The organism is Verrucosispora sp. FIM060022, from assembly GCF_003977705.1.
Taxonomy (GTDB): Bacteria; Actinomycetota; Actinomycetes; order Mycobacteriales; family Micromonosporaceae; genus Micromonospora; species Micromonospora gifhornensis.
In genome coordinates this window covers 609046-622234 of sequence record NZ_RQIV01000001.1, presented here as the reverse complement: position 1 = coordinate 622234, position 13189 = coordinate 609046, and the positions used below count along the sequence as shown (strand labels likewise).

The window sequence follows — 13189 nt, the reverse complement described above, 5'->3', positions numbered from 1 at the left end:
AACCTGGAAGAAGGGGCCGGGGCAGCCACTACAGCACCTCGACGTGCGGGTCCCCGGCGTGGGCCAGCACGCCGCGCGCGTCGAACAGCAGCCGGGCGTGGGCCGTCAGCACCTCGGGCTGGTGGGCGGTGTGGTCCTGGAGCAGCAGGCTCAGATCCGCCGCACGCAGCGCCGCCGTCAGGTCGGCGGTCGCCGGCACCGGCTCGCCGTCGACGGTGAAGCGCGGGGTGAACGGATCGTGGTAACTCACCCGCGCGCCGCGCGCCCGCAGGTCACGCACCACGTCGTACGCCGGCGACATCCGCACGTCGCGGATGTTCGGTTTGTACGTCACCCCGAGCAGCAGCACGTGCGCCCCGGCCAACTCGCCGCCGTGCGTGCGCAGCAGGTCCGCGCAGCGTTGGACGACGTACGCGGGCATGCCGGCGTTGATCCGTTCGGCCGCGTCGATAAGCGTGCTCTCCAGCCCCACCGAGCGCGCCTTGAACGCGAGGTAGTGCGGGTCCACCGGGATGCAGTGGCCGCCCACGCCCGGCCCCGGCCGGAACGGCTCGAAGCCGAACGGCTTGGTGGCGGCGCAGTCGACCACGTCCCAGATGTCGATGCCGAACCGGTGGCAGAAGATCGCCATCTCGTTCACCAGCGCGATGTTGACGTGCCGGTACGTGTTCTCCAGCAGCTTGGCCATCTCGGCCTCGCGGGTGCCCCGGGCCCGGACCACCTTCTCCACGAACCTGCCGTACAGCTCGATCGCCCGGGTCCGGCAGCCGGGCGTGTAGCCACCCACCACCTTCGGGGTCTTGGCCATGGTGCGGACCCGGTTGCCGGGGTCGATCCGCTCCGGGGAGAACGCCAGGTGGAAGTCGACTCCCGCGGTGAGGCCGGAGGTCTGCTCCAGGATCGGCCGCACCACCTCGTCGGTGGTGCCCGGGAAGGAGGTCGACTCCAGTACCACAAGCATGCCGGGACGCAGTCGGGCGCCCACCGCGGCGGCCGCCGACCGTACCGCCCCGAGGTCGGGGGCGCCCTCGGCGTCCAGCGGCGTCGGGACACAGATCACCACCGCGTCCGACGCGCCGAGCGCGGCCGGGTCGCTGCTGACCGTGAATCCCGCGATGCTCATCGCGGTCAGGTCGTCGTCCAGCACGTCGTCGATGTGCGAGCGGCCGGCGGCAAGCTCGGCCGTCACCACCGGATCCACGTCGTAACCGATGACCACCATGCCGCTGGTACTCATCTGCTGGGCCAGCGCGAGCCCGACGTAACCCAGGCCGCACACCGTCACGTCCGCTCTCATGCCAGCGATCCCTCCTCGGCCGGCACGGTCCCACCTGCCTGGTGCATCCGGACGACCTGGCCGCGGGCCACGTCGATGTCGAACTCCGCGCCGCTCCACACGTCGGCCGGGTCCACCGGCTGGGGCTGCTCCACCACCGCGTTACGCGACTCGGTCAGCCCGTCGAGCAGCCACTCGTAGTGCTCCGGTCGGACCTGCTCGGCCTCGCAGAAGTCGCGCAGGGTCGCCACGTAGAACGCCATGATCTCCGGGTAGTGGGCCGCGATGATCCGCTCGGCGGCCTGCTCGGCCACCACCTGCTTGTCGCTGAACGCCGCCGTGGCCAACTCGGTGAGGGTCGCCTCGGTGAGCACCTCACGCTCGATGCTCTCGACCGTCTCCGGGGTGAAGATCCGCCGGAGCACCCGCTCGCGCACGATGTCGCGCTGCTGCGGGCCGTGGGCGTAGAACCGGATCGCGTTCTGGAACATCCAGCGCAGCGGGAACAGCACCCGCTCCGGGAACGCGGTCTGCTCGAACATGACGTCCGGGTAGGCCCGCATCTCCTCCTCGATCTCACCCTGGATCCGGGTCATGTGCAGGTAGAGGCCGGTGGCTCGTTCCAACGCGGCGCTGCGGGTCTCGCCGTAGAAGACCGTCTGCCGGTGGAAGAAGTTGCGCACCATCTTGATCAGCCGGTCGGTCTCCGTCTCCGCGAAGACCTCGGCGGGGCCCAGTCGCAGGCAGCAACCGACCGCCTGCAGCACCCGGCCGGACTGGTAGTCGCTGCCGGTCGCGATCCGCAGGCCCGGGCGGCGCAACTGGTGCTGACCGCCGATGGCGAAGCTCCAGACCCGGAACGTCTTGAGCGCGTCGCTGCTGTCCGGGAAGACCATGGTCTCCGGCAGACCCATCCCGGCGAACGCCCAGAACAGGAACAGGTCGTGCCCGATCAGGGTGTGCCACCGCCACTTCTCGTCCCGGTCCACCCCGCCGTTCTCCAGGAAGACCAGCGCCGCGTCGAACCCGCTCACCGGGGCCCGGTCCAGCACCAGCGTCCGATCCTCGAACAGGTAGGCCCGCCGGCCGGACGGGTCGACAAGCGCCCCGAAGCGTCGACCGTGCTCGTCGACGCCGGCCAGCGGCACGGTGATCGTCGTCCCGTCCGCCGTCGTCACCGTCATCGCGTCGCCGGTGCGCCGCCGCTTGCCCCGGGGCAGTTCCGCGTGGGCGCGTACGGTGGCCAGGTCGACCGGCACCGCGCACGGGTCCAGGCCGGCGGCGCGCAGCCGGAGCGGCTCGGCGAACGCCGGCCGGTAGTGCCGGAACAGCCGCAGCGCGGCGGTGAACTTGTAGGTCAGGAACGGCATGACGCCGTCGACGGTCGGGCTGTCGTCGAAGATCGCCGCGATCGACCGCAGGGTGTCCGGGTGGTAGACGGTGTCCCCGTCGGACACCGCGATCGTGGCGGTCTGCAACCGTTCCCAGCGCTGGTCCCGCCGGCACATCTCGTAGACGGTGGCGATGCAGGTGTCCACTCCCAACCGGGCCGCGTTGCCGGCACCGGGCATCTGCTGGGGCAGACTGACCAGCCGGGCCGGACCGGGGTTGGTCTCGATCGCCTTCGCCACGATGGCGTCCGAGCCGTCCGACGAGTTGTTGTCGACCATCACCACCACCAGCCGGTGCAGGTCGATGCCCTCCTGGTGCAGCAGCGAGTCGATGGTGGCGGCCAGGTGCGGTGCCTCGTCCATGAACTTGATGACGATGAAGATGTCCCGGCCCTCGCGGATCAGGGCGTCGATGTCGGGCAGCGGCCGGCTCTGCTCCTCGCCGAAGCGGGCCCGCCGGCCGCGCAGGAACCGTTCGACGACGCGGCGCTGGCCGGCCAGGACGTCGTCGCGCAGCTCGGTGCGACCGTCATCGATCAGTGCCGCCCGATCCAGCAGGACCCGACGGGCGTCGTCGACCTGCTCCGGCAGCAGCGGGTCCACATCGGAGCTGCGACCCAGGGCCAGCAGCGGGCTCTCGGTCGCGGTCTCGGCCGGTTGCCGGCGGTTCAGCTCCGTCCACATCCGGTGGTAAAGGGGTTCAGCAGGGTTGCCCAGGAACGGGTTCACCAGACCTCCGTTGACGTCAGGGGTTGCGCAGTAGATGAGGGCCGATGCTCGCCACGTCCGGGCATCCGCAGGTGGCCATGACCAGATCGAGTTCGCGCAGGTAAAGGTCGAGCACGGCGCGTACGCCCGATTCGCCGTCGACGGCCAGACCCCACAGCACCGGGCGGCCCGCGAAGACCACCCGGGCGCCTGTCGCGACCGCCTTGAGCACGTCGGTGCCGCGCCGGACCCCGCCGTCGAGGTAGACCTCGGCCGATCCGCCCACCACGTCCAGGACGTCGGGCAGCGCGGTCATGGTGGCGACCGAGCCGTCCACCTGACGCCCGCCGTGGTTGGAGACCAGCACTCCGCTCGCCCCGAGCTGCACCGCACGCTCGGCGTCCGAGGGCGCGACGATCCCCTTGACCACCAGCGGCAGATCGGTGACACTGCGGATCCACTCGACGTCCTGCCAGGTCAGCCGCGGGTCGACCAGGACGGCGTTGAGGTCGGCGAGGGTCGGGTCCTGCTCCGTGCCGACGGGCAGGTTGACCGGTCGTACGCCCGGCGGGAGGCGGAACGCGTTGCGGATGTCCCGGTCGCGGTAGCCGATCACCGGAAGGTCGACGCCGAGCACGATCGCCCGGTAGCCGGCCGCCTCGGCGCGCTCGATCAGACTGCGGGTGAGGCCGCGGTCGCGCAGGCAGTAGAGCTGGAACCAGAGCGGGCCGGTGGCCGCCTTGGCCACGTCCTCCAGCGTGGTGCTGGAGAAGACGCTCACGATGTTCAACAGCCCGGCCGCTCCGGCGGCGCGGGCCACGGCCAGCTCCCCGTCGGGGTGCGCCATGGTGTGGTACGACGTCGGCGCGACACCGATCGGACCGGCGAGCGGCACGCCGAGCGCCGTGGTGTGAAGCGTCCGGGTGCCGACGTCGATCAGCATCCGGGGCACCAGCGTCAGCCGGTGGAATGCCTCTTCGTTGGCCCGTACGGTGCGCTCGTCCCCCGCCCCACCGGCCACGTAGTCCCACACGTCGGTGGGGAGCACGGCCTGGGCGACGGCGGCGAAGTCCTCGGCGCGGACGAAACGGGTTGGTACGGCTGGCATCGTGTCCTCCGGTCGGAGACCCGGTCCCGGCGCGGTGCCACCGGGATCGTTACCGACGACTGTGCCTGCCCCGGCGTTGCTCTTGTTCTCCGAGAATGCGCAGCCCGCGCAGTGTCCGCACGGCTGCGGTTCTGCCACGGTGGACGGCGGAGGTGTTCGGTGACACTCGATCCGTACACGGCCGCGTTCCTCCGCCGGATGCGCGCCACCCATCCCGACCTGGGCGCCACGGTGACCGATCCGGATCAGGCACGCCGGATCCAGGACCGCGCCCGCTATCCCCGTGGGCCCCAGATGGCCCAGGTGACGAACCTGACCGCGGACGGCGTCCCGGCCCGGATCTATCGCCCGGCCGGGCCGACGGGGCCGCTGCCGGTGGTGGTCTACCTGCACGGTGGCGGCTGGGTGCTCTGCGGTCTCGACACGCACGACGGGGTGTGCCGGCAGTTGGCCGACCGGGCGAAAATGCTTGTGGTGTCGGTGGACTACCGCCTGGCACCGGAGCATCCGTTCCCGGCCGCGCCGGACGACGCCTACACGGCCACCTGCTGGGTGCAGCGGCGGGTGGCGCAGTGGGGTGGCGACCCCGACCGGCTCGCGGTGGCCGGTGACAGCGCGGGCGGCGCCCTGGCCGCCGCGACCTGTCTGCGCGCCCGCGACCTCGGCTTTCCCCGGATCGCGTACCAGCTGCTCGTCTACCCGGTGACCGACTGCCTGGCACCCCGCACCCGGGACGACACCCACTCCCTGCTCACCGCCGAGCACATGCGCTGGTACGTGGCCCGGTACCTGCGGCACCCAAGCGACGGGGAGCACCCGTACGCGTCGCCGCTGCGCGCCCCCGACCTCGGTGGCCTGCCGCCCGCCCTGGTCCTGCTCGCCGAGCACGACCCGCTGCGCGACGAGGGTGAGGCGTACGCGGTCCGGCTCGCCGAACACGGTGTGCCCGTCGAGACGCACCTCGTCGAAGGCCTCTTCCACGGCCTGTTCGGCCTCGGCGACCTGGTGCCGGTGGGCCGCCGCGCCGAAACCCTCGCGGTCGCCGGCCTGCGCGCCGCGTTACGTGGGGATGCGCACGTCTGAAGATTCCCTCGCCGCACGGCGGAGGGCAGATTGGTGGCACCCCCAAGGCAACCACGCATCGAAGGGACGAGTCATGAACAACGACCCGGCAGAACTGAGCGCCCGGATCGGCCGCGTGATGGGCGAGGTACTGGTCCGCGAGCCACTCGGCGCCGACGAGGACTTCTTCAAGAGCGGCGGCGACTCGCTGCGCGCGGTGGAGATGCTCCAGCGTCTGGCCCGCCTGGACGGCTGGGCCGACCGGCTGGGCACGCCGGAGACTCAGGCGCGCCTGCTGGAGGAGGTGTTCGAGGTGGCCACGCCGCGGGCTCTCGCCGCAGCGGCGTACGCCTCCGCGAGCTGACCCACGATGCTCAGCGACCTGTGCCGCATCCGCGCCGACGCACCGGACGCGGTGGCCGTGCGGACCGCCACCACCCGCGGGTCCTGGGTCGACACGACCTGGGCGCAGCTGTCCGCGGACGCCATGGCGGCGGCCCGACGTGCCGGGTGGCAGGCGCCCGAGACCCCTGTGGTGCTGGTGCTCGACGGCACCGCGGCAGGGATCGCCACCCTCCTCGGGCTCCTGGAGGCCGGCGTGGACATCGTGCTGTTGGAGGAGCAGACCTCCCACCTGGCCGACCCACGCTCCGCGGTCCACCTGCTCGGCGCGGACACGCTGATCGGCCCACCGGCGGCCCTCACCGCCGCCGGGGACCAGTTCGCGTACCGGTGGCACTACACCGAATACCGGGCCGACACCGGCCCGGCCGGTCCCCACGCGAGCCGGTCCAGCCGGATCTACCAGCTGACCTCCGGCTCGACGGGTGAGCCGCGGGCAGCCCGGCAGACACTGCCCGGTGTGCTGGCCGGCGCGGTGGCGTACCGGGATCTGTTCGAGGTCACCGCGGACGACATCGTCCTGGTGACGGTGCCGCTACCGCACTCGTACGGGCTGGCCGGGACGCTCTGCGCGTTGCTGGCCGGGGCGACGCTCATGACGTTGTCGCGGTTCAGCATCCGGTCGGTGCTGGCCGGTCTCGACGAGGGCGCCTCGGTGCTGCTCGGCATGCCCATGGTGTACCGGCTGCTGTCACCGGTGCTGCGGACCCGGCCCGCGCCGCCCCGGCTGCGCATCGCGCTCTCCGCCGGAGGGCCGATGAACGCCGCCGCCGACGCCGAGGCCCGGGCCGCGCTGCGGGTGCCGGTGCGGCAGATCTACGGCATCACCGAGGCCGGTCTGGTCGCCTGCGTGCCGTACGCGGTGCAGGACTGGCCGGCGGGCAGCGTGGGCCGAGCGGCACCCGGCGTGAGCCTGCGCGTCGAGGCGATCACCGACCCGACGGACCAGGAGCCGGCGCACGCCGAGCCTGGTACGACCGGTCGGCTGCTGGTCCGCGGGCCGGCCCTGTTCGAGGGCTACGCGGGCAGCGACACACCACACCTGACCCCGGACGGCTACTACGACACCGGTGACATGGTGCGGCTGGACCCGGACGGTTTCCTCACCGTGCTCGGCCGCAAGGGCGCCTTCATCAACGTGGGCGGTCGCAAGGTCAGCCCGCAGCGGGTCGAGCGGTTGCTCGGCCAGCACCGGGCGGTCCGCGACGTCTTCGTCTTCGGCATGGAACGCGACGACGGCGAGCAGGAGATCCAGGCGGCCGTCGTCCTCAACCCCGACACCGGCGTCGACGAGGTGTTGGCGTACTGCCGGGCCGGTGCGCTGATGCCCTACGAGGTGCCGCACCACCTGCACGTGCTGGAGCGGATGCCGCGCACCGGCATGGGCAAGGTCGACCGTCAGGAGGTGCTGGCGGCGACCCGTCAGCCGCCGACCCCATCCCCAATCACCCGACAGGAGAGCACACGATGACGAGCACCATGTCTGAGCAGGCGTACGACCTCGGCGGAGTCGGCGACACCGCACTGTGGATGGCGGCCTACCGGGCCCGGGAGAGCCGCCGCCCGGACCGCCTGTACGACGACCCGTACGCGGAGCTGCTCGCCGGCGACAAGGGGCGGTCCCTGCTGACCCACTTCCACACCCCGCACGCCAACGACGACGGCAACCCGTACCTGGCCATCCGCACCCGCTGGTTCGACGACCTGCTGGCCAACCTGCCGCCCGGCTCGCAGGCCGTGGGGCTGGGCGCCGGACTGGACACCCGGTCGTACCGGATGGACTGGCCGGAGGGCGTCACCCTCTACGAGATCGACCAGCCGGCCGTGCTGGCGTACAAGGAGAGCCGGCTCGCCGGGTCGGGCGCGAAGCGGCGGGTCGACTGCCGGACGATCCCGGTGAACCTCAGCGACGACTGGGTCAGCGCGCTCGCCGCCGCCGGTCACGACCCCTCCCGCCCGACCACCTGGTTCGCCGAGGGGGTGCTGTTCTACCTGCCCGAGGAGGGTGCCCGGCAGGTGCTGCGCGACGCGGCCGAGCTGTCCGCCCCGGGCAGCCGTGTCGCCGCCGACCTGGTCGGCACCGGCATCTTCAAGTTCCCGTACACCCGGCAGTTCCTCAAGCGGCTCGAAGAGGCCAACAGCCCCTGGCAGTTCGGGGTGGACGACCTGCCCGCCTTCCTCGGGTCGGCCGGCTGGAACGGCGTCGAGGTGGTCGAGCCGGGCAACCCGTCGGCCAACTACGGCCGGTGGCCGGAGCACGCCTCGCCCACGAACATCTCGATCCTGCCGCGGATCTACCTGGTCAGCGGCGTCAAGTAGGACGCACGACGAAGGGGCCGGGCGACGATGCCCGGCCCCTTTTCGTCGGTCCGATCAGGCGCCCTGGTCGGGCAGGGCCAGCCAGTCCGGGTTCGCCCGGGCCCAGGCCACCAGCTGACGCAGGCCGTCCTCCAGCGGCGTGTCGCACGACCAGTTGAGCACCTTGCGCGCCTTGGCGTTGTCCGGGATGCGCCGGGACAGGTCCTCGTACGCCGCGCCGAGCCGCTGCGCCGTGTCGACCTCGGTCACCGGCACGGTGCTCGCGGTGAGGCGGAGGATGACCGCGACCACCTCGGCCATGGTCGTCTCCGTCATGCTGCCGATGTTGAACGCCTCCCCCACCGCGTCGGCGCTCGCCGCGGCGGCGAGGGTGCCGGTCACCGCGTCGTCGACATAGGTGAAGCAGCGGGTCTGCCGACCGCCGTCGTAGAGCACCGGGGAACGTCCGTTCAGCACCCGGTGCACGGTCCGGCTGACCACGTACGCCGGCCGCTGGCGGGGGCCGTACGCGTTGAAGTACCGCACCACGGTCGCGGCCAGGCCGTGCTGGCGGACGAAGGCGAAGGTGAGGTGCTCGGCCAGGGCCTTGCTCGTCGAGTACGTCCAACGGTCGGCGGTCGTCGGGCCCAGCACCCGCTCGGCGTCCTCGGCCCAGGGGACCGCCGGATTGCGGCCGAAGACCTCGCTGGTGCTGGCGACGACCACCCGCGCGCCGACCTCGGCGGCCCGCTCCAGCACACGCCGGGTGCCGGTGAAGTTGATGTCGATGACGTCGAGCGGGCGGGACAGGTACTGGTCGACGCCGACGACAGCGGCCAGGTGGTAGACCACGTCGACGTCCGGTCGGATCGCGGCGGCCAGCGCCTCGGGGTCGCGGACGTCGCCGGTGGCGTGCCGGCTGTGCTGACGCGCGATCCGTTGCTCCGGCGGCGGGGGCGCCGCGTCGAAGACGGTCACCTCGTCACCCTGGGCGACCAGCCGTTCCACCAGGTGACTGCCGAGGAACCCGCAGCCGCCGGTGACGACCGCGCGGGCGCCGCTCATCGCCCCACACCGCGGTATCGGTAGCCGAGTTCACGCAGCCGCACGACGGTCTCCTTAGGGAAGTAGGCCCGACCGTCGAGGACCAGGCAGGACGGGGCGACCGGCAGGGCCGCGAAGTCGATGTCCCGGAACGGACGGTGGTAGGCCAGGACGGCCACGCAGACCGCGTCCTGCACCGCCTCGGTGAGGCTGCTCGCCGGACGGACGCCGAACGTCTCCTTGATCCGGGCCTCGTCGATCAGCGGATCGTAGAGACTCACCTCGGCGCCGGCCCGTTGCAGCTCCGCGACCAGCGGCTGGACCGGGGTGGACCGCAGGTCACCGGTGTCGTTCTTGAACGCCAGCCCCAGCACGGCGATCCGGGCGCCGGCCACCTGCCGGCCGGCGGCGGCCAGCTCGTCGATGAGCAACCGTGCCGTCCAACCGGGCATCTCCGCGTTGACCTGCCGACCCACCGCCGGGGTACGCAGTTCCAGCCCGTGATCCGCGGCCGACCGGTGCACCATCCACGGATCCTTGGTCAGGCAGGAGCCACCCACCCCGATGCTGGGCAGCAGGATGTTGACCGTCCCACCGCCCTTGGCCAGGGTGTTGGCCGCCGAGATGACGTCGAGCACGTCCACCTCGTACAGCGCGCAGAACCGGGCCAGCTCGTTGGCGAGGGCGATGTTGAGGTCGATCCACCAGTTGTCGGCCAGCTTGGCGATCTCGGCCGCCTCCGGCGAGTCCTGCTCGATGACCTGCACACCGAGAGCGTCGTGCCAGAAGGTCGCGGCGGCGCGGGTGGCCCGGGGAGTCAGCCCACCGACGATCATCGGGATGCTCTCCAGGTCGGCCAGCGCGTTCCCCTCCGCCAGGCGTTCCGGGGTCATCGCCAGGTCGAAGTCCGTGCCTGCCGTCAGGCCACCGGCTTCCAGCAGCGGACGCACCAGGCGGCGGGTCGTGCCCGGTGGCACGGTGCTCTTGAGCAGCACCAGCTGCCCGGGCCGCAGGTGCTGCCCGAGGGTGGTGCAGGCGCCGCGCAGCTGCGTGTCGTCGAGTGTCCCGTCGGGGCGTACCGGGGTGCCCACCGCGATGAGCACCACGTCGGTGTCGGTCAGGTCCTCGGCCCGTACGCTCGCCGTCAGGCGACCGGACTGCACCGACCGGGCCACCCGGTCGAGCAGCGCGGTCTCGGCGAAGCGGCTGTATCCCTCGTTGAGTTCCGCCACCACCTGCTCGTCGATGTCCACGGCGCGTACGCGCATCCCGCGGTCGGCAAGGGTGGCCGCGACGCACTGGCCCACGTATCCGAGGCCGAGAACCCCGACCGTCACCTCCGACATCGCGTCACCGCCGCCGGGCGGCGAACTGCTCCAGCATCGGTACGATGCCGCCGGGTGTCGGCGAGAGCATCAGCTCCTCGTGCAGTCGGGCGGCGCCCTCGCGGAACGCCGGTTCGGTGGCGACCCGGGCCACCTGGTCACGGATCACGTCCACGCCGGGCTTGCTGAGGTCGAGCACCTCGCCGGCGCCGTGCGCGGTGACGAAGCCGCCGGTGACCGGGGCCAGCGGGTACCGCGAGCCGGTGACCACACCGTCCGCCGAGGTGGTCACGCCGATCTGCAGGTCGAGGAAGTCGACCACCAGCTGCGGCACCCGCGAGTACGCCGCGGTGACCATGCTGGCCAGACCACCGTGGTGGATCAGCAGCGAGCAGGTGGGCATCAGCTGGTCCAGCGGGAAGTAGTCGATCAGCCGTACGTTCTCCGGCACCCGGGTCACCTGGGCGAGCTGGACGTCGTTGAGCGTGGCGACCACCTCGACGTCGAGTTCGCCGAGCGCGTCGAGCAGCAACCCGACGTGGCTCCAGTCCGCGGCCATGTACGCGCGGGTGGACACCCCGAGCGAGACCGCGATCCGGGGCCGCTCCGGCACCGGGTACAGCCACGGCGGAATGGCCTCCTGGGTGACGTGCGGGATCCACTGCACCGGCAGCACCCGGGTGTCGACCGGCATGTTGATCGACGAGGGCATCGGGTTGATGGTCCATTCGCCGAGCAGCAGCTCCCGGTCGACGTCGACGCCGTAGCGCTCGGCCATCGGCCGTACCGTCTCGACCAGCGGGTTGTCCACCCGCGACGCGCCCAGGTCGCCGGCGAGCCGGATGAAGGTGTCCATGCTCCAGCCGACGTGGTCCGGGCCGGTGTACCGGGCCTGCCGGGCACCGACCGCGCGGGCCGCCACCGCCGCACCCGGCATGCACGGGTCCCAGATCACCAGGTCGGGACGCCACCCGCGGAAGAACTCGACAAGGCCGTCCATGGCCGGCATCGGCGTCTCCGGTGACGCCTTGTACGGCATGAAGTCCCACATGGTGGGAAGCAGGAACTGGCTGAAGGTCATCCAGGTGCCGATGTCCTGGACCGGCAGGTCCAGGGCCGCGGTGATCTGGCCGACGTCCGCCCGCTCCCGCCCCCAGACCCCGCCCGGTCCCAGCGGATGCGGCATCGCGTCCGGGGCACACAGCGGCGCGAACGGGAGGCCCTGGCCGGTGACGGCGTCGCCGATCGAGGGGTGGGAGGCCACGTACACCTCGTGCCCGGCCGACCGCAGGGCCCACGCCAGCGGTACGACGGGATAGAGGTGGGCCGGGGCGGGCCAGACCACGAACGCGACGCGCATCGGGGCTCCTTCTGGTCGCAGTGCAGACATGAATCGCATGTCAGTCTCGGCTGGCCCTCCACCGTGGGCACCTTCGATATTGCGGAAAGCCTGGTCGGCCAGCCGCGCATTCTTGAAGGTGCGCCCGTCGCGGCCCCGCCACCACGATGAGCGCCATGCCAACCAGCGACACGATCACGCTTTCCCAGGCCGACTACGTGCGGCTGCTCGTGCACGGCACGACGGCCTTCGAGCTGCTCCGGACCGCCTTGGAACTGGAGCTGTTCGAGCGGCTGGAGAAAACGGCGATCGGGCTGACCGTCGACGAGGTGGCCACCGCGCTCGACGTCCAGCCGCAGGCCGCCCGCGTGCTGCTGCTCGGGTTGAGCAGCCTCGGGCTGGTCGAGGTGCACGAGGGCCGGCACGTCAACACGCCGATGGTCCGCCGCAAGCTGCTGCGCGACTCGCACCGGTTCCTCGGCCCGCTTGTCGACATCCAGGCCCGGGTCATCAATCCCGCCATGGGTGATCTCGCCGACGCCGTACGGGAGAACCGCAACGTGGGGTTGCGTCACTTCGACTCACCCGGCGACACGCTGTACCAGCGGCTGACCGCGTACCCCGAACTCCAGCAGGTGTTCTACGCGAACATGGGTGACGCCTCGGCCAAGGCGCTGGAGCAGTTGCTCGGGCTCTACGACTTCTCCGGCCTGCGCCACGTCGTCGACCTCGGCGGCGGCGACGGCACGAATGCCGTCGCGATCGCCAAGCGGTATCCGGACCTGCGGGTCACCGTCTTCGACCAGCCGACGGTCACCACCCTGGCCGCCGAACGGGTGGACGATCCCGACGTCGCGTCGCGGGTGGCCTTCCAACCGGCGGACCTGCTCACCGACCCGCTGCCGACCGACGCCGACGCGATCTGCTACCTGCACATCTTCGAAATCTGGTCGCTGGAGCGCAACACCGAGCTGCTACGGCGGTGCTGGGAGGCGCTGCCGGAGGGCGGAGTCTGCCTGGTCTACAGCTTCGTCTCCCGCGACGACGGCACCGGGCCGATGAGCGCCGGGCTGGTGTCGCCGTACTTCCTGACGCTCGCCTCCGGGGAGGGGATGACGTACTCGGCACGGGACATGGCACAGGCCGTCCGCGACGCGGGCTTCCGCCAGGTCGAGGAGCACCGCGACCTCGGCTTCAGTCACGCTCTCGTCGTCGGCCGCAAGTAGGCGGTGACCC

Annotated in this window: 11 protein-coding genes; 5 read left to right on the top strand and 6 right to left on the bottom strand. The window is 71.7% G+C overall.

Features of this window, described 5'->3' with window-relative positions:
- Nucleotides 1-28: 28 nt before the first annotated feature.
- From EG812_RS02630 to EG812_RS02620, 3 genes are read right to left on the bottom strand one after another with little or no spacing between them, the layout of a single operon-like run.
- A complete protein-coding gene (locus EG812_RS02630; protein WP_199743792.1) occupies nucleotides 29-1297 on the bottom strand; it encodes a nucleotide sugar dehydrogenase in 1269 nt (422 codons plus the stop codon).
- Nucleotides 1294-3396 (bottom strand): glycosyltransferase family 2 protein, encoded by a 2103-nt coding sequence (locus tag EG812_RS02625; protein ID WP_013734706.1) that lies wholly within the window; start codon nucleotides 3394-3396, stop codon nucleotides 1294-1296. Before EG812_RS02625 ends, EG812_RS02630 begins: the two co-directional genes overlap by 4 nt.
- 16 nt (nucleotides 3397-3412) lie before the next feature.
- Complete coding sequence (locus EG812_RS02620) at nucleotides 3413-4483, bottom strand: alpha-hydroxy acid oxidase (RefSeq protein WP_013734707.1); 1071 nt, start codon at nucleotides 4481-4483, stop codon at nucleotides 3413-3415.
- A gap of 159 nt (nucleotides 4484-4642) precedes the next feature.
- On the opposite strand from EG812_RS02620, the gene EG812_RS02615 reads away from it, so the two are divergent.
- From EG812_RS02615 to EG812_RS29455, 4 genes are all read left to right on the top strand, one after another.
- Nucleotides 4643-5566, top strand: coding sequence for an alpha/beta hydrolase (locus tag EG812_RS02615; protein WP_126710629.1), 924 nt, complete (start codon nucleotides 4643-4645; stop codon nucleotides 5564-5566).
- A 73-nt stretch (nucleotides 5567-5639) separates the two neighbouring features.
- Nucleotides 5640-5909, top strand: coding sequence for a phosphopantetheine-binding protein (locus EG812_RS02610; protein ID WP_013734709.1), 270 nt, complete (start codon nucleotides 5640-5642; stop codon nucleotides 5907-5909).
- 6 nt (nucleotides 5910-5915) lie between these two features.
- A complete protein-coding gene (locus EG812_RS29460; RefSeq protein ID WP_013734710.1) occupies nucleotides 5916-7418 on the top strand; it encodes a class I adenylate-forming enzyme family protein in 1503 nt (500 codons plus the stop codon).
- On the top strand, nucleotides 7415-8266 hold the full coding sequence (locus EG812_RS29455) for an SAM-dependent methyltransferase (RefSeq protein ID WP_233579345.1): 852 nt from the start codon (nucleotides 7415-7417) through the stop codon (nucleotides 8264-8266). The genes EG812_RS29460 and EG812_RS29455 overlap by 4 nt, the downstream gene beginning before the upstream one ends.
- A 54-nt stretch (nucleotides 8267-8320) precedes the next feature.
- Here EG812_RS29455 and EG812_RS02600 read toward each other — a convergent pair whose 3' ends face one another.
- The 3 genes from EG812_RS02600 to EG812_RS02590 are packed head-to-tail and all read right to left on the bottom strand — an operon-like array spanning nucleotide 8321 to nucleotide 11974.
- The gene (locus EG812_RS02600) at nucleotides 8321-9310 is read right to left on the bottom strand and encodes an NAD-dependent epimerase/dehydratase family protein (protein ID WP_126710628.1); all 990 of its coding nucleotides are present in this window, start codon (nucleotides 9308-9310) and stop codon (nucleotides 8321-8323) included.
- A complete protein-coding gene (locus EG812_RS02595; RefSeq protein WP_013734713.1) occupies nucleotides 9307-10635 on the bottom strand; it encodes a nucleotide sugar dehydrogenase in 1329 nt (442 codons plus the stop codon). The genes EG812_RS02600 and EG812_RS02595 overlap by 4 nt, the downstream gene beginning before the upstream one ends.
- Before the next feature lie 4 nt (nucleotides 10636-10639).
- Nucleotides 10640-11974, bottom strand: coding sequence for a nucleotide disphospho-sugar-binding domain-containing protein (locus EG812_RS02590; RefSeq protein WP_126710627.1), 1335 nt, complete (start codon nucleotides 11972-11974; stop codon nucleotides 10640-10642).
- A gap of 155 nt (nucleotides 11975-12129) precedes the next feature.
- On the opposite strand from EG812_RS02590, the gene EG812_RS02585 reads away from it, so the two are divergent.
- On the top strand, nucleotides 12130-13179 hold the full coding sequence (locus EG812_RS02585; protein WP_013734715.1) for a methyltransferase: 1050 nt from the start codon (nucleotides 12130-12132) through the stop codon (nucleotides 13177-13179).
- Nucleotides 13180-13189 lie beyond the last annotated feature (10 nt).

Coding starts and splice junctions, on each gene's coding strand:
- EG812_RS02630 (WP_199743792.1), bottom strand. CDS start 1,297: ATGAGAGCGGACGTGACGGTGTGCGGCCTGGGTTACGTCGGGCTCGCG.
- EG812_RS02595 (WP_013734713.1), bottom strand. CDS start 10,635: ATGTCGGAGGTGACGGTCGGGGTTCTCGGCCTCGGATACGTGGGCCAG.
- EG812_RS02585 (WP_013734715.1), top strand. CDS start 12,130: ATGCCAACCAGCGACACGATCACGCTTTCCCAGGCCGACTACGTGCGG.
- EG812_RS29455 (WP_233579345.1), top strand. CDS start 7,415: ATGACGAGCACCATGTCTGAGCAGGCGTACGACCTCGGCGGAGTCGGC.
- EG812_RS02590 (WP_126710627.1), bottom strand. CDS start 11,974: ATGCGCGTCGCGTTCGTGGTCTGGCCCGCCCCGGCCCACCTCTATCCC.
- EG812_RS02600 (WP_126710628.1), bottom strand. CDS start 9,310: ATGAGCGGCGCCCGCGCGGTCGTCACCGGCGGCTGCGGGTTCCTCGGC.
- EG812_RS29460 (WP_013734710.1), top strand. CDS start 5,916: ATGCTCAGCGACCTGTGCCGCATCCGCGCCGACGCACCGGACGCGGTG.
- EG812_RS02620 (WP_013734707.1), bottom strand. CDS start 4,483: ATGCCAGCCGTACCAACCCGTTTCGTCCGCGCCGAGGACTTCGCCGCC.
- EG812_RS02610 (WP_013734709.1), top strand. CDS start 5,640: ATGAACAACGACCCGGCAGAACTGAGCGCCCGGATCGGCCGCGTGATG.